The 16,517-nt window shown below is 34.7% G+C and carries 17 protein-coding genes; 12 read left to right on the top strand and 5 right to left on the bottom strand.

Annotation, left to right across the window (positions count from 1 at the left end; translation table 11 throughout):
- The first annotated feature begins 55 nt into the window (after nt 1–55).
- The 3 genes from LIS78_RS18710 to ulaA are packed head-to-tail and all read left to right on the top strand — an operon-like array spanning nt 56 to nt 3,780.
- Complete coding sequence (locus tag LIS78_RS18710; protein WP_195782321.1) at nt 56–2,098, top strand: BglG family transcription antiterminator; 2,043 nt, start codon at nt 56–58, stop codon at nt 2,096–2,098.
- Nucleotides 2,098–2,379 (top strand): PTS sugar transporter subunit IIB, encoded by a 282-nt coding sequence (locus LIS78_RS18705; protein ID WP_025753109.1) that lies wholly within the window; start codon nt 2,098–2,100, stop codon nt 2,377–2,379. The genes LIS78_RS18710 and LIS78_RS18705 overlap by 1 nt, the downstream gene beginning before the upstream one ends.
- A 21-nt stretch (nt 2,380–2,400) precedes the next feature.
- Nucleotides 2,401–3,780, top strand: coding sequence for a PTS ascorbate transporter subunit IIC (gene ulaA, locus LIS78_RS18700; protein WP_221781106.1), 1,380 nt, complete (start codon nt 2,401–2,403; stop codon nt 3,778–3,780).
- 284 nt (nt 3,781–4,064) lie between these two features.
- Here the strand turns inward: ulaA and LIS78_RS18695 are convergent, their stop codons facing one another.
- Nucleotides 4,065–4,964 (bottom strand): alpha/beta hydrolase family protein, encoded by a 900-nt coding sequence (locus LIS78_RS18695; protein ID WP_195782323.1) that lies wholly within the window; start codon nt 4,962–4,964, stop codon nt 4,065–4,067.
- 302 nt (nt 4,965–5,266) lie between these two features.
- On the opposite strand from LIS78_RS18695, the gene LIS78_RS18690 reads away from it, so the two are divergent.
- Both LIS78_RS18690 and LIS78_RS18685 read left to right on the top strand, forming a co-directional pair.
- A complete protein-coding gene (locus tag LIS78_RS18690; RefSeq protein WP_252284167.1) occupies nt 5,267–6,049 on the top strand; it encodes a GNAT family N-acetyltransferase in 783 nt (260 codons plus the stop codon).
- Between the two features lie 245 nt (nt 6,050–6,294).
- A complete protein-coding gene (locus LIS78_RS18685) occupies nt 6,295–6,726 on the top strand; it encodes a terpene synthase (protein WP_252284166.1) in 432 nt (143 codons plus the stop codon).
- 344 nt (nt 6,727–7,070) lie between these two features.
- Here the strand turns inward: LIS78_RS18685 and LIS78_RS18680 are convergent, their stop codons facing one another.
- On the bottom strand, nt 7,071–7,946 hold the full coding sequence (locus tag LIS78_RS18680; protein WP_252284165.1) for a LysR family transcriptional regulator: 876 nt from the start codon (nt 7,944–7,946) through the stop codon (nt 7,071–7,073).
- Between the two features lie 106 nt (nt 7,947–8,052).
- On the opposite strand from LIS78_RS18680, the gene LIS78_RS18675 reads away from it, so the two are divergent.
- The 3 genes from LIS78_RS18675 to LIS78_RS18665 all read left to right on the top strand — a co-directional run bounded on the left by LIS78_RS18675 (nt 8,053) and on the right by LIS78_RS18665 (nt 10,372).
- On the top strand, nt 8,053–8,469 hold the full coding sequence (locus tag LIS78_RS18675; RefSeq protein WP_252284164.1) for a tautomerase family protein: 417 nt from the start codon (nt 8,053–8,055) through the stop codon (nt 8,467–8,469).
- On the top strand, nt 8,466–8,777 hold the full coding sequence (locus tag LIS78_RS18670) for a carboxymuconolactone decarboxylase family protein (protein ID WP_252284163.1): 312 nt from the start codon (nt 8,466–8,468) through the stop codon (nt 8,775–8,777). The genes LIS78_RS18675 and LIS78_RS18670 overlap by 4 nt, the downstream gene beginning before the upstream one ends.
- 1,166 nt (nt 8,778–9,943) lie before the next feature.
- Entirely contained in the window at nt 9,944–10,372 is a 429-nt protein-coding gene (locus tag LIS78_RS18665; RefSeq protein WP_245210619.1) for a hypothetical protein, read from the top strand.
- Between the two features lie 177 nt (nt 10,373–10,549).
- Here the strand turns inward: LIS78_RS18665 and LIS78_RS18660 are convergent, their stop codons facing one another.
- The 3 genes from LIS78_RS18660 to LIS78_RS18650 are packed head-to-tail and all read right to left on the bottom strand — an operon-like array spanning nt 10,550 to nt 12,735.
- Nucleotides 10,550–10,750, bottom strand: coding sequence for a hypothetical protein (locus LIS78_RS18660; protein ID WP_195782329.1), 201 nt, complete (start codon nt 10,748–10,750; stop codon nt 10,550–10,552).
- Between the two features lie 25 nt (nt 10,751–10,775).
- Nucleotides 10,776–11,738, bottom strand: coding sequence for a TIGR03943 family putative permease subunit (locus tag LIS78_RS18655; protein WP_195782330.1), 963 nt, complete (start codon nt 11,736–11,738; stop codon nt 10,776–10,778).
- A 10-nt stretch (nt 11,739–11,748) separates the two neighbouring features.
- Complete coding sequence (locus LIS78_RS18650) at nt 11,749–12,735, bottom strand: permease (RefSeq protein ID WP_252284162.1); 987 nt, start codon at nt 12,733–12,735, stop codon at nt 11,749–11,751.
- A 235-nt stretch (nt 12,736–12,970) separates the two neighbouring features.
- Here LIS78_RS18650 and LIS78_RS18645 point away from each other — a divergent pair, with 235 nt between their 5' ends.
- Genes LIS78_RS18645 through LIS78_RS18630 form a run of 4 tightly spaced genes read left to right on the top strand, consistent with a single transcriptional unit; the run spans nt 12,971 to nt 16,507 of the window.
- Nucleotides 12,971–13,279: an HMA2 domain-containing protein gene (locus tag LIS78_RS18645; RefSeq protein WP_229754622.1), complete on the top strand. Its 309-nt coding sequence runs from the start codon at nt 12,971–12,973 to the stop codon at nt 13,277–13,279.
- Nucleotides 13,280–13,297: 18 nt separating this feature from the next.
- Entirely contained in the window at nt 13,298–13,831 is a 534-nt protein-coding gene (locus LIS78_RS18640; protein ID WP_209150444.1) for an HMA2 domain-containing protein, read from the top strand.
- Nucleotides 13,831–15,945 carry a heavy metal translocating P-type ATPase gene (locus LIS78_RS18635; protein ID WP_245210722.1) on the top strand — a complete coding sequence of 705 codons (2,115 nt, stop codon included), beginning with the start codon at nt 13,831–13,833 and terminating at the stop codon, nt 15,943–15,945. The genes LIS78_RS18640 and LIS78_RS18635 overlap by 1 nt, the downstream gene beginning before the upstream one ends.
- Nucleotides 15,917–16,507: an HMA2 domain-containing protein gene (locus tag LIS78_RS18630; protein ID WP_057242558.1), complete on the top strand. Its 591-nt coding sequence runs from the start codon at nt 15,917–15,919 to the stop codon at nt 16,505–16,507. Before LIS78_RS18635 ends, LIS78_RS18630 begins: the two co-directional genes overlap by 29 nt.
- The last annotated feature ends 10 nt before the right edge of the window (nt 16,508–16,517 follow it).

Here is a 16,517-nt window from a genome sequence, read left to right as displayed (position 1 = left end):
AGTTATGTAATCGCTAACACTTCTATTTTATAATAAATATGAGGAGGATAATAAGATGTTTGATCATAAATCATTGCAGCTGCTTGAGCAGATGATTAATTACCCGAAGTTGTCAATTCCGGAGTTGAGACTTCAAATAAATTTATCACCTCGACAATTTGCCTATACGCTTGATAAGTTGAACAATGCATTAAGTAATTTAGACTTACCAAAAATTCAAGTGATTGATATAGAATTTAAGGTTGATGAAAGAATTAAAAATTATTGGAAACAAGAAGGAACATCGCTTAACCGCCAGCAGTCAGTTTTTCAAGAGACTGAGCGAATATACTTGATTTATTTATACACGTATATTCGAAGAGAAGCGATAGCAAATATACATTATCAGTCTTTTCTGCAGGTAAGCAGGAATACAGCACTAGCGGATATTAAAAAGCTCCGTTCGTATTGTGAGAAAGAAGGCATCCAGTTATCTTATAACCGGACAGATGGCTTTCACCTAGAGGGAGAAGAGCGGCTTAAGCGTCGATTTGCAACTATTTGTATCGGAACGCTTTTGCAATTGCCAATGGGCATTTCAGGGATGAAGCAAGTTCTTGATAGTTGGAATTATGATAATACGGGTTCAGCAATTAGAGAGAACGTAAATGATTTAGCTGAAAAATATAGGGTTAATTTTGTTAGTAACCGACTAGATCAGCTAGTTTATGAACTCTTATTTCTACGGTGCAGGTCTGGGCATCATAAACTGATTCTACCAATCAAGCAAATCAAATTAATTACAGAACAGCCCTTATTAAAAATGGGGGAAGAGCTATCAGCTTATTTATTTGGTGAAGTGGCTGAAGCAGAGGTTATCTATCTAACGATTCAATTGTTATCTGCTATGCAGAATATAGATGAGCTCCATATTGATGAAACGCTTGACCTTGTATCGAGTACTATCATTTCAGAAGTAGAGCGCTTAACATTAGTACCATTTAAGGAAAAGCCTATTTTAAAATCGCTCTTATATAAACATTTGGTTCCAGCCTATTTTAGAATCATCTGTGAAGTGCCATTATCAAATCCGTTGATTGACACAATTAAAACAGAGCACGGTGTACTCTTTGAATTTGTTAAACAGGCGTTGAAACCACTTTCTGAATATACGGGAAAATGTATTTCAGATGAAGAGATAGGATATTTTACGATTTTATTCGGTGGGCATGTTCGAAAACTAGAGGCTAAACCTAAAGTGTATAGAGCCACAATCGTTTGCCCAAACGGGATTAGTTCCTCTATGATGCTGCGAACTCAATTACGACAATTGTTTCCAAAATTGCATTTTACGGAATCATATTCAGCTGCGGAAATCGAAAAACTGTCACCAGACAGTTACGATATGATTTTTTCAACTATTTATTTGGAATCATCAAAACCTGTTTATTTAACACGCCCATTATTAACAGCGTTGGAGGAAAACTATTTGCAACAGGCTGTTGCAGCTGATTTTAATTTGCCGGTTCAATCAACTATACCAATGGATAAGGTAATGGCGACCATACGAAAATATGCAACTATTAAAAATGAAAAAGCGCTTTATGAAGATTTAACGAAACATTTAAGACAGAGCCATACACGTGAAAGGAGTTACGCGCCTATGCTTTCTGAACTTTTAACAGAGGATAAGATTCAATTCTCTGACGCTTCACTAGAGTGGGAAGAAGCAATCCAATTAGCAGCAAAACCTTTGGAGGAACAGCATTATATTACTTCAGCCTATACTCAAGCAATGATTGATAGAGTTTTAGAAATGGGAGCTTTTATTCATATAGGGAAAGGAATTGCTATTCCTCATGCCCGGCCAGAACAAGGTGTACAAGAGCTTGGTATGTCCCTTTTACGAATGAAGGAACCAGTTTTGTTACTGAACCAAGAAGAACATGCAATTGACCTGTTTATCTGCCTAGCAGCCATTGATAACAAATTACATTTAAAAGCGCTGTCAGAATTGACATCATTTTTAGTAAATGAAGACTCATTAAAACGTTTAAAAGACGCTGAAACCTCAGCTGAAATTATAGCTATGATGCGAAAAAAAGGAGAAGATGAATAATGAAAATTTTAACAGTATGCGGATCAGGATTAGGAACAAGTTTTATGGTAGAAATGAATATTCAACAGTTGCTGAACGAGATGGGAGTAAGTGGCGTAGAAGTAAATCATTCTGATTTAGGTTCTGCAACACCAGAGGATGCAGACGTGTTCTTCCTTGCAAAAGATATTGCAGAGGGCGGTGCAAGCTTAGGAAACGTCGTAATTTTGGATAATATTATTGACTTAGAAGAATTACGCACCAAATTAACAGGGGTTCTGCAAGAAAAAAATCTGCTGTAAAGAAATTGAGAGGTGATAGAGATGAATCAGGTGTTAAATGTATTAATTAACGTTCTGAGTGAACCCTCAGTTTTAGTAGCCATAATTGCTTTAGTAGGTCTACTTGCACAAAAGAAAAATCTTTCAGATACACTAAAAGGAACAACAAAAACGTTTGTTGGATTCCTTGTTATTACAGCAGGTGCAGGGATTCTTCAACAAGCCCTCGCTCCATTTGGAGAAATGTTCAAAGCAGCATTTAACGTAAACGGTGTCGTTCCAAATAATGAAGCCATCGTTGCGATTGCACTGAGTAAATATGGTTCTTCAACCGCATTAATTATGTTTTTTGGTATGATTGTAAACCTGCTGATTGCTCGTTTTACACGATTTAAATATATTTTTCTGACAGGACATATCACTTTGTACATGTCATGTATGATTGCCATCATTTTATCCGTAAGTGGTTTTACATCGTTTTCATTAATTCTCTTCGGTGCTTTAACAGTGGGGATTTTCATGACGCTTTCTCCAGCACTCGTTCAACCTTTTATCCGTAAATTAACAGGTAATGACAACGTGGCACTGGGACATTCTGGGGCAGTTGGTTTTGCAGTTGGCGGTCTTGTGGGGATGGCTGTAAAGGGAAAGAAAGAGATTGTATCAACAGAAAAAATTAACTTTCCAAAAGGGCTTGGCTTCTTACGAGACAGTACAGTTAGTATTGCGTTGACTATGGCGATTTTCTACGTTATTGTGGCTCTTTTTGCAGGGCCGGGTTATGTCGAAGGTAAATTAAGTGACGGAAAAAACTATATTTTATTTGCGGTACTTCAAGCAGGAATGTTTTCTGCCGGCGTTTTCGTCATTTTAGCTGGTGTACGATTAGTATTAGCTGAAATTGTACCAGCATTTAAAGGAATATCTTCTAAAATTGTGCCAAATTCAAAACCGGCATTAGATGTTCCAATTATATATACCTATGCACCAAACGCTGTATTAATTGGTTTCTTTTCAAGTTTTTTGGGCGGTATTGTTAGTATGTTAATACTAGTGTTATCAGGAGGAATCATTATTTTACCAGGTGTAGTACCTCACTTCTTTACGGGTGCTGCTGCAGGGGTGTTTGGAAATGCAATGGGTGGTGTACGCGGTGCGATTTTAGGCTCATTTGTGAACGGTCTTTTAATCAGTTTCATGCCAATTCTATTAATACCTGTGTTGGGAGATTTGGGTCTATCAAATGCTACATTTTCAGATTCAGACTTCGGTATAGTGGGACTATTCTTAAGTGGACTAGCTCATTTCGGTGGGAAAACCACAATTATGGTTGGCATTGGTTTAGTGTTACTGATAATGATCTTGGCAAGTATACGCAAGCAAGAAAGTCATGCGGTGCCCTACAAAAAAGTTGAGAAATAAAAATTGATACGTCAAAGCTTTAAGCAGTATCGTCAATCTGTTCATTATCAGTTAATGCAATTGTCAAAGGAGCGATGGAGGGTATGATAATTGGGCGCTTTTAGAGGCGGGTTTAAACGAACGGAAGATGACGAAAAAACGGGCAACTTTTATAGATCTTAATCTATTTGAAAAGAATCCATTTTGAAGAACGTTAATCAAAATGGATTCTTTTTTATTTATAGGGGATTTAACAATGCCTCTAGCATCTTTAAAAGTCTCAAGAATATATAGAATAAAAATAGTTAACAAGAATGTAATAAAAAGTTCAATATAGTGTTTTGCAGGTCCTCATGAAATTCCTTACGATTAAAACCTTCCGGATCCTGAGAGGGAAGGAAGGTAGGAGATCTCATAAAGTCGGGGAATGGGCTGAGAAATGAAAAATGTCCTCCATTTTTTACAACTATATGCTGAACTTGTTCCGCATCAAGAACTCCATTTAACACAAATTCTCCATGAAAAGAAGGAGTAATCGTATCCTTTTCGCCTGTAATCATTAAAATAGGTAGATCCACATCTTCAAGGGCTCCTTTTTCCCTGAACCATCCAGCGGCTGGGGCTAAAAGAATAAGTGATTGAACACGTTTATCATGATCAACAGATAAACAATAAGGCTTTTGATCAGGAGATTCAGAAGGAAAAGAAGTGGGGACCCCACCTGCTACAGCAAGAGCCGTATATCCTCCCATTGAATGGCCAATAAGAGAAATGGTATTTGATTTAATGGATGGAGAAAAAGAACTTTTTTTAAAAAACCAATCTATTACAGTACGTATATGGGTAGGCCGATTTTTTAGATTATCTATTGTTCCAGATAGCGTATTATTCTCTCGATTATTAAACGGATGTTGAGGTATCCCTACAATAAACCCATTACGTGCTAAAAACTGAGCAATTGTTCGATAAGCAAGAGGTGTGCTTCCATCTCCATGAGAAATAATGACTAAAGGAAATGATCCATTTGAAAGTGGAGCATCTTGAGCAGCGCTTATCGTGTAAGGTCCCATCTTTTCAACTTGTTCTTCTTTATATGTAGGATACATAATAAGCAGAGGCAAGGCGTGTTCATTTGCTTGATCTTCTATATCTACGAATTGACATCCGGCATAAAATGACTGTCTTTCATGTTTTCTTATGTGCACTTATACTCCTCCTTGCTTTTAACAATCCTTATTATAACAAACTTATATATGAAATTTTATTGATTTAGCTCTCTTGAAAAATATTAATTAACCTTTATTTTAATTCTGTATATTGGAATATATTTCACTTTGTTTTTATATGAACTCGATAAAATAAATTCTGAAGAACAACCTGGTAGTTAAGATGTATTTTAATTATTCATCGGGCTGTTTTTGTACCGATAAGGCACATTATAATAACTAAATTTGTGCATGCACTTATATAATGAAGACAGTGATATTTATTAAGGGGGGGAAATAAAATGTATTGTTTAGAACCAAAAGATTATTACAAGATAAATCGCATGTTAAAAGCGTCATTTAAGACTCCTACATTTGCTTTTTCTGTCGTTAATCATGTTATTGAAGGAGCTGTGTACGTAAATGATATTATGAGGCCTTCATCAGGATTTCTTAGAATACGTGCAGGTGACTATTATGTATTTGGACAAGGAAATGACGTGGTATTTAATAACTTTCTCTATCGTTATTTTGTTGAGAACGTGTATGGTAAGGAGAAACGGTTTACGGTTTTTACTCCATCGACTGACTGGGAAACTTTTTTTGACGAAACTTTCAAGACGTATGTAAAGAAAATGACGCGTTCTAAGTATAGGTTTCTTCCTTCAAAAGTTCATTCTAAGTACAGCCTGTCTAATCTCTATGAGTTAAAAGACTTTAACGCTGATTCTTTAAGGAAAAGTGAGAATTTCAATGAATTATATACAGTGGAGTACTGGGGATCAGAGAGTAATTTTCTGAAAAACGGATTAGGAGTTTGTCTTATCCACAAAGAAAATATTATCGCTGAATGTGTGTCTATTTTTCATAGTGGAGCAATAGCTGAAATCGATATTGTTACTAATCCTAACTATAGAGGACAAGGATTGGGAAAGATAGTGGGCCAAGCGTTTATAAATAAATGTTTAGAAAAGAACGTTATGCCTGCTTGGGATTGCGATAATAACAATAAAGCGTCGAAAGCATTAGCCAATAAACTTGGATTTTCTAATGAAGAGGATTACGCTTTATATGTATTAAAATGAAAAGAGAATGAGAAATAAATCAATACACCTATAGACGAACGAATGGAATGCATGAGCGAATCGCTTGTTACACCGCGGTTGATTTCCGTACAAGACTTCGTTTTCGGTGGGCGGCCGATAAGCCTTGCCCTCCAATTAACAGCACACAAGATGATTTTACTGTAAACTGAATACTATACTCGTTAGGTTTAACAGTATCTAATTTATTAAAATATCCTGAATTCTTATTTGGGCAGGAGGAACTTATGATATCGTTTAATAGAATTATAAAATTGCGGGATTTGGAAATTTTTCGAGTATCAAAAAACGGAAAAATCTTTTCTTATGCAGTCATTGAAGACACTAGAAATCCATTTACAGAAGAAGATAAAAAACTAGATCCATTATGTTATATGGAGGAAGAAGATATTAACGCGATTTTAAATGTGTTTAGGATTTCATTAATCAATGATGAAAAATTAAATGAAGAAGATTCACTTTTTCTAAGATCGTTCTTTTCAGATTTTGTTAATAATACAAATTTAACAAATTTTATTATTACGGAATATATTCAAGAAGATTTGTATGATCATGAAGTTAATATAAAATTTTTTAATAAAATTTTACAACATGTAGGTTCGAATTATATTATTGAAGAATTTGATGAAATGAATTGGATTTATTTATCTCAAGATTAAAATATAACGGTGTGTACCATATACAAAGCTAGTTTACATAAACACTTTTTCAGAGCATGCAGCTTTTTATCTTTAGTCTATATAGTATGGTTTCAGTAAATTCAAGTAAAGTAATAAAAACCAAGGTGCATACTCTAGTACAAGTAAATTTAATATTATTAAGAATGCAAAGTCTGGAGACGTAATTTAATTTAAAAATCCGGAACAGATAGGTATACTCATAGTATGTTGATTTATGAAAAGACAAGTACAGACTTAAATATTCCTATAAATTTGAAAATCCTTTGCCCTGGAAGCAAAGGATTTTTTTGTGAATAAATTCATGACGTTAAATAAGTTTCCGTCTACGATAACGAAGATTTAATTACCTCTATAATCTGTTTTTTTGTCTGACTCAAATAGCTTCTTTTCTCAGAAGAAATCAATAATCCTATGGGCATTTGAGGATCAAACCCTTTTACTTTAAACGAGATATTACTTGGTTTTAAACTAGTTCCTCTAGGGATAATTCCTACTGTATGTCCAAACACCATTTCTGGAATAAGGTGCAAGGCACTACAGTTGTAAACTGTTTTAAATGCTAAATTATTCTCTGCTAAAAAATGGTTGACGGATTGATAGTAATAACAGCTATTTTCTCCTATTAAAATGGGATAGTGAATAACATCTGCTATTTCCACTGTTTCTTGTCGTAATAAAGGATGGTTAGGCGTATTCACAATAAATTCGATTTTTTCTTTGCCAAGCGGAGTAAAAGTCACGCCGGAAAGGTTTTTATTCTGTCCGCAAACAGCAAAGTCAATTTTATCTTGATGTAATAGTTCCGATAAAAGGGCGGTGTTTCCAATGGTGAAATCGCAGTGTATGTACGGTTTTTCATCATTTAAATAGCTTAATATAGAAGGCATGAGCTTTTGAGCAATCGATTCTGACAAGCCTATTTTGACCGTGCCTTTTTCCTCTTTGCTTATACGCTGCGCTTGAGATATTGAATACTCCCAGTGCTTCAACAAGCTATCTACCTCTTCTACAAATAACGTACCTTCCTTTGTTAATTTTGCTTCCCAGCCTCGTTCAAATAAAAGAAACCCAAGGTCTTTTTCTAACTTTTTAATATGAGTGGTGACGGTAGACTGGGCATAGTTTAGTTTTTTTGCTGCAAGTGAAAACGTTCCTTCGGCAACAATTGTTTTAAACGTCGTTAATTCTTTAATTTCCACTTTCTAACCCCATCTCTATCGGTTTTTTCGATAATTATTTGACTTATTTTCAATTATACAAATGAAGAGTATGGAAGTACACTGAATATAGAAAGGAAGATGATAGATGCCATTTGTTAACGTTTATTATCTAGAACATCAATTAAACGATAAGGAACTAAAAAAAGTAAGCAATTGTATTCATCAGTCTTTAATCCAACATTTTCACATCCCAAAAGACGATTATTTCCAACTATTTTTACCGTATCCATCTCAGCATTTTTTCTATGACTCACAGTACCTCTTAGAAAACGGAGAAAAAAGAACAAATCAAATGATTTATATTTCCATTACATGTGGGCAGGGAAGGACGATTCAGCAGAAAAAGAAGCTATATCGATCCATTGCAGAGGAACTTCACACTGACTTAGATATTTCTACAGACAATATTTTTATTACATTAAACGAGACACCCCTTGAAAACTGGTCATTTGGGCAAGGAATAGCACAAATGGTGACGCAAAAGGAGGGACAACAAAAATGAATGACCGTATTGAGTCAAAGCTACTGAACGACATGAGAGATATTGCTCCTGACTTCGTGAAATATGGAGAAAATATCTTATTTGGGGAAGTGTGGAGAGACCCGACCTTGACTTCAAAAGAAAGAAGCTTGAGTACACTTTCTGCTTTAATCAGTATTGGCAACACTGAACAAATACCTTTCCATCTGCAATTGGCAAAAAAGAATGGAGTGACTGAAAAAGAAATGATTGCATTGATAACCCATATGGCTTTTTACGTGGGCTGGCCAAAAGCAGCTGCAGCACTGAATATGGTAGCGAAGCAATAACAAAAATAAAAATCACGTGTGAAAACAAGGCAGTGTGTGTAACCTTTGGTGACCCAGAGGTTAGAGAGGCTACTTCCTAGAATCTTTGTTAAGTTTAGCTTCACGTTTCAACATATTACTTTTTTCACTCCAAAATCAGCTAATGAATACTTTTTCGTTAAGGATAATGCAATTTACGAAGTTATAATCTTTTTCTATCTGACAGTTCATTCAACACAATTTCCTATTGGTTCTCAAGCGTTTAAAATCAATGAAATTTTCATTAGTTATTACGGGAAGACTATATTCACTATAGAAACATTTTATTTTTGTTAAGAAGATTTCTAGTAACATTAATCGTGATGATTAAAATATGATATAAAGAGAAAAACTTCCCCTGTCTGCCTAAGGGAAGCTCTGTTCATAGGTTGCTTATAGTACACAATGAGAAATTGAGAATGAACATCTCTCCATTTAGTCAATAGTTTGATCAAGTTTTCGTGCTTTATTCATGTTAAGTATATTTGTTGTCTTATTTTTAATAATTGTGAGTACACTAACTGAATTTATACATTATATACAGTTTAAAAATAGAAAAAGACCATCTCTTCCCAGTCAAAAGAGATGGACTTCTCCCGTTCGTTGAATTGTAGTCGTAATTGACTCTATCACAGCGTCTTGTTTAGTTTGTTCAAGCTATTGACAACTTATGTATTAAAAAAGAAAAAACTATCTGATTTGGGGTCAGTCCTCTGATGGGTCGTTAATTTTTTCTGTTTGTGAGGTGTATATGATATATATATCTTTAGTTAACAGAAAACAAATTATAAGAATCCAAACATATTTTATAAAAATATGTTTGGATTCTTATAATAGGGGTATAGTACTAAGCTGGGTTGAATTTCAAAGAAACATTTTTTAAAGTTTGTTTCTTTTCTTGATAATTATAGTACGAATAATAAATAGTAGACTGGTAACTAGAAAAATCACTGACGAAAACAGTGATTTTTCACTTTTTTAGACTGTATATGCAGTTTTAATAAAATGGATTATCGGGACATCTTTAGGTAGGATAGTTTTTTAACTTTTAAGATGTATGCTATATACATCTTAATTTACCATGGTTACTGCTCTAGAGACCTATTGTCGTAAGTAAAAAAATTCATTAACTTAAAAGGAGCTAGAACATGGATATGGATATTAGTAGTATAGCGAAATGGATGCCCGTTCCTTATTTTCAAATTAAGCAAGATGGTACGATTCTAAATTTTTCGAATATAACTCATTCATATGTTCAGCCTGCCTCTAATATATGGAATATCATCTATAAAGAAGACCGAAATAAAGCAATAGTAATGCTGTCACAGAACACTAATTCTCGTCCTGTAACTCAACATCTCATGTTGCAAACAAGTAACAAGCTATTTATGAATTTCAAATGTACGATCCAATGGCAAGATGGTATAGGTCATCTAGTATGTACAGAAGCCAAAAATATTGAAGTTCCATCGGTTTTATCTATTCAAAAATCTTTAGTAAATACTCAAAAACGGTTAGAAGAATCAGAAAAGCATTTAAACAATGTTACTAAGATGTTTAACATAAGAAAACACTAAGTTTTTCTTTTTTTAGGATAAATATGATATACAAAATTAGTTGCCATAATGGATTTTATAGGGAATTTATACAAAAAGTAAAGTTCATCTTACAGAATTGCAGACCCATCTTAGATTATTGTTAGATGAGCTTTATTAAATTTCGTATTATAATTTTTATAGAAGGTATTTACAATTTTAACTGCTGAAAAAACTGCCACTCTTTCTTTTTCTCTTATAATGATGATATCCATAACTTCCGTGGTAGTCACGTTTCTTCCTATAGTTACCACTACTGCTATAACTCTTAAAAGGGTTTGATTTTCCTCTTTTATAATCATGGCTACTATAACGCCTGTGTTTATTATTCATCAGTGAATCAAACAGTTTCTTGGACATCATTTAATCACTCTTTATAGTCTTTCTACTCACTAGGACCTATGAGCTGTTCACCTTGATAAAGTTCATATACGTACGGATTATCAGGCTGATGAATGGACTTAATCTGTTGAACCTGAATATAGGGGACATCTTCTCCGTTGTACGTAGTTTTTTGTAGGATTCCTTTTATATGAACCCAAGTATCTTTTTTTAATGCTGACGCATTTTCTATTGTAGATAATAAGCCGTATACAGATGCATCTGCTGCACAACAAGATATTCCAAAACGAGCAACAACAAATTGATTATCTTTAAATCCTTTTTCATGATAGACAAAGCCACTGACTTCGATTGTTTTTCCAACAAATTGATCTGTGTTGTTTTCAATAATATTCATGACTGGAACATAATCATTGTCATTTATAGAAATTACCGATTGGTTGAGTATCTTCTTTTGAAGCAGTTCATAAAAGCCTTTAGGTGCTACTTTAGGAGTAATACTGTTTTGATGTTTTGTTGGAACGTCCTTTGGTGTTTCCTCTGAATTTCCAGTTAATAAATCATTCGTATCCTTTTCTAATGTTGAATTAGTTGTGTCAATTTTACCATCACCTCCGGCTTGTTGTTGAGTATCAGGTTTAATAACTGAAAAACTTAACCCTCTTTTTACTGCAACCGAACTATCAAGTGTATGATTAGAAAATAAAAAGCCAGTCATAATAGGCAATAGAAATAGAGAGTAAATAAAAGTTGTTCGGATTTTTCCTTTTTCCATATGGTCATGACCGCATTCACATGATAAATCTTTATTTACACTACTTCGCCAAATTTGTATAATGCCCAGCAAAAAAAAGGTGCCAGAAGAAAACAATATAAAAGGCATCATTTTAGGCGCAATAAATTGAATGATTTTACCTGTTAACATGAGTTTAAACATAAGGAGGGAAAAACCAATTAGTAATATGCCCCTTATATAAATGACAAATTGCTGATCAATTTTTTTCATACCACTTCTCCTATCTGCTAACTATTCCGTAAGTCATGACAATAAGGTACACAATCACAGTAATGATAAGAATCAGGCTACATGCAAAACGTTTTTTAAAAAAAGACAATAGCATAATGGTGTTTTTAAAATCCATCATAGGTCCATACAGTAGAAAGGCAAGAAGAGCTGTAGGTGAAAATGTATGAGACAAAGATGAAGCAACAAAAGCATCTGCCTCTGAACAAAGTGACAGTACATAAGCAAATCCCATCATAGCGGCAGAAGACATAAATTCGTTACTTGCAAGGTTCGTTAATAGTTGTCTATCTAAAAAGGTTTGAAATAGGCTTGCTACAAGTGCACCAAATAATAAGTATTTGCCCATATCGAAAAATTCATCACTGGCATGATACAACGTTTGTTTTAACTTATTTCCTGCTTTTGTTTCCTCATGTTCGTGAAGGTATACATCTCGTAACTGATTGGAGTTTTTAAAGAAGAAATAAACGGATAGACCAATTAATAGACAAGCAACAACAGCTAGCCCCATACGGCTGTAGACGATGGACGTATTTGATTGGAATGCATAAAAAGTAGCAGCAAATACAACTGGATTTAAAATGGGTGCCCCGACTAGAATAACAACACCAATATGAAGAGGCATTCCTTTTTTTAATAACCGCCTTATAACTGGAATGATGGCACATTCACAAACGGGTAAAAGAGCACTTACTAGAACGGCTGGTAAAAGAGCTATATATGGATTTTTTGGAATCAGACGCTGAATAAGTTCTTCTGAGACAAATACTTGAATAAGAGCAGATGCAAATACTCCAAGCAGGATAAAAGGGATAGCTTCAAGTACAATGCTTAAAAAAATGGAGTTTACATTTAATAGAGATACTGGAATAGCTAAATCTTTCGTATTTATATCTACAAAGAAAAAACAATAACCAAAAAGCAGTAGTAATAACATACCTATTAGGTCTTTACTTAATTGTGAGAGAGTTGTCATAATCTATCATTCCACCTCCAATTACTAGAACTATATGCTAGAGTTTGGACAAATTATGCCGCTAATTAAAAAGAGTTAATATAATGATGGTTATATTACCTATAAAATAACTATAAACATATGTTTTATTGCTTACTTGCACGTAATAAAATTTACAGTATTTTAATACTTATATTGTTATAAAATACGTAAGTTGGTAAAATGAAGAAAAATGATTGGTGGTCGTTAGACATTGATGAGTATTAAAGAAAAGATACTAATGAAACATGCAGAAAGAAAATTACATAAATTACAAATTGATCTTGTACATTTCATTCCAGGAAGAATTAGACTTCGATCAGCTGTTTGGAAAGAAAATAAAAAACTAGTTGAATTAATTATTTTAAATTTGAAGTCTCAAGTCCTTGTGTATGATGCAGTATTTACACCAGATACAGGAAGTTTACTTATTACATATAAGGCTTCTCATATGACAAATAACAAAGAGATTGAAGAGTGGTTTCAACTTATTGAGCAAATATATCAAGAAGAATATAGAGCTTAAGGAAAGGGAGGAATGAGCATGCTTCCTACTGTAATTGGTTTAGGTGCCTCTTTTATTGCTCCTAAAATTATGTCTCAATTCCGTGATCAAAAAATAAAAGTACTGCATGCGATGCCGGGGCGACTGCGTATACAATGTGACAGTTGGAAGCACCGTATCATTGCAAAGGCTCTAACGGAAGAAGTAAAAAAACACCCTCTTATTCTAACATCAAAAGCTTCAGAACTAACTGGAAGTTTAGTGCTTCAATTTGTTGTACCTCATATTAACCAAGAAGAGCTGGATGAACTGATGAGTTATATCGTACAAATAGCATCTAACGCCATTTTAAACAAAGATGCTGCATTGATGAATGGCATGACCAATACACTTGGATTTATAGATAAAGGAATTAAAAAGCAAACCAATGGTTTTGCTGACTTTGATAGTTTATTTGTTTTGTTTTTACTAGGAAAAGGAATTCAGACGTTTGGAAGTTCGCCTGCTTTTTCTGCAAGCTTACTTTACTGGTCGTACACCATCATTAAGGATAAGGGGGAAAAGAATAGGTGATGATGTTCGGGGTAAAGGTAGCTCATTCTCTCCCTGGAAGAACCCGATTTTATATACCTAAACAGCTAGAAATAAGCCGTATTGAAACTTGGTTGCGTTCTTTTCCAGGAGTATATTCTGCAAGCTATAATCAAGTAACGGGAAGTCTACTTATTTATCATCATATTACTCTTTCTTTATATAACTTAAAATCGTTCATCTATAAATATAAACATACACTTAAGCAAGCAGCATATTCATGGAAAAAAGCTATACCAATCATAGCTTGTGGAACCGTATTTTTAGTTAACTGGTATCTGCAACGTTCTTCGTATTCTGCAATATTAAAGGCACTTTCTTATTGGATTAGCACCTTTACTGCTATTAGTACTTCCTATGATGTAATCAAAGACGGGATTGTGCATGTCGTAAAAGAACGAAAAGGGAACGCTAATACATTAACAGCTGCTTCTATATTCGCTTCGTTGTATATGAAGAATCCAGGATCGGCTTTAATTATTACTTTGATGTCTGCTATTAGTGAGCTATTAACAGACTATACGTCCGAACAAACCAAACATTATATTCACTCCGTTTTAAAATTAGATATCTCATATGCTTGGAGAGTAAAGGAAAAGGGCGTTGAGGAGAAGGTTTTAGTCGAGGATATTCAAGTTGGTGATCAGGTTGTTGTGTTTACTGGAGAAAAAATTCCTGTGGATGGAATCATAATAGACGGGAACGGTACAGCGGATGAAGCTTCAATTACCGGGGAGTATATGCCACGCGAGGTAAGCGGCGGAGATAACGTGTATGCTGGAAGTGTCTTGCAGAGTGGACACCTTACAGTGACTGTGGAGAAAGTAGGAGAGGATACGTCTCTTTCTAAAATTATAAAACTGTTAGAGGAAGCGCAAGATAAACGCGCTCCTATTCAGAATATAGCCGATACAGTAGCTGAAAAAATGGTACCTGTTTCTTTTGGATTGGCACTACTTACTTTTTTCTTCACTCGAAATCTTAATAGAGCGATGAATATGTTAGTTATTGATTTTATTTGCGGAATTAAATTATCAACGGCAACAGCTTTATACGCATCAATTGGACGCGCTGCAAAAGAAGGGGCTATTGTTAAAGGCAGTGATCATATTGAAAAGATGTCTAAACTAAATACAGTCATTCTTGATAAGACTGGAACCATTACAGAAGGAACACCTGTGGTTCAGCAGGTGATTGCTGCTGAAGGCTTTAATCAAGAAGATGTCATTCGTTTAGCTGCAGCAGCTGAGAAAAACTCTACCCATCCTATTGCTGATGCAATTATGAAGCAAGCGAAGGACTGGAACATTTTAATTCCGATTAGAGACAATAATGCTCAGGTAGAAACAACGGTAGGAAAAGGAATTTCCACTTGGCTAAATGGTAAAAGAGTTGTTGTTGGAAGTTTACGTTTTATGAATGAATTAAAGATTAAGACGAATAGCTTACTTCAACAAATTCAAAACGACGAAAATGCAATTTATGTAGCCTATGATCAAACACTTGTAGGGGTAGTTAGCATTTTTGACAAAATACGTTCTGGGATGCATCGCGCAGTGAACAATCTTCGGCATCAAGGTATTAACGATATCATTATGCTTACTGGAGACAAGAGAACGGTCGCAAGAGAGATGGCGCGTCGCTTAAAACTGAACTGGTACCATGCAGAAGCTTTGCCAGAGGATAAAGCCTTTTATGTAAAAAGGTATAGGACAACAGGGGCTGTCATGATGGTAGGTGACGGCATTAACGATGCTCCAGCTTTAGCTCATGCTCATGTAGGTGTAACCATGGGGGCTAAACGAACAGACATTGCTTCAGAAGCCAGCGATGTTATCATCACGTCTGATAATCCAGAGATGCTCTCTGAGTTAGTTGGATTATCTAGAAAAACCATGAACATCATTAAACAAAATTTTATTGCTACATTTGCTATTAATGGTATGGCAATTTTATTCGGTGCTTTAGGTATCTTCTCTCCAATTGTGGGAGCGGCTATTCATAATGCGGCCACTATTGGTGTAGTAATAAATAGTGCAAGAATCTTATGGTTAGGGAGGGAAACCAATGAATCCCAAATTCTACGTTCTGCATGATATACCAGGTCGTATTCGATTTCATATCCCAGCATTGAGAGATAAGAAAAACCATGTGGAAATTGAGCATATGTTTTCTGCTTTAAAAGGTATAACGAGTGTGAGAATAGAACCCACCATTCAAACCATGCTTATTCACTATGATGTTTCACAACTTTCTCGCAATACCATTTTTCGTTATGTATCTATCTTTTTTCAGCAAACGCGTTTAGATCCACTAGATGATATTATGATTCAAATGGATCCTGCCACACGAAATGATTGGCTACGTACATTGTTTTCTGGGGGACTACTCCTACTAGCAGGTATTCGAAAATCATCTTTTTATAAACCAGATGCACTCGTATATGGAGCAGTAGTTGCAACAGGCTATACGGTCTTATCCCATGGTACGAGCAATAAAATGAGGCATCCCGACATTTTAACTGGCATTGTTACGATGTTATCTCTGGGGCCATCAAATATGCTATATGTAGCAATGATTACATGGATTGTAAATGTTTTGGAATTGTTACACGAGAAGCAGAAAGTGCAATCACAAAAGTTATCTACAATTACGTAAGATATTCATT

This window comes from Priestia megaterium, assembly GCF_023824195.1.
Taxonomy (GTDB): Bacteria; Bacillota; Bacilli; order Bacillales; family Bacillaceae_H; genus Priestia; species Priestia megaterium_D.
This window is presented reverse-complemented; position numbering and strand designations above follow the sequence as displayed.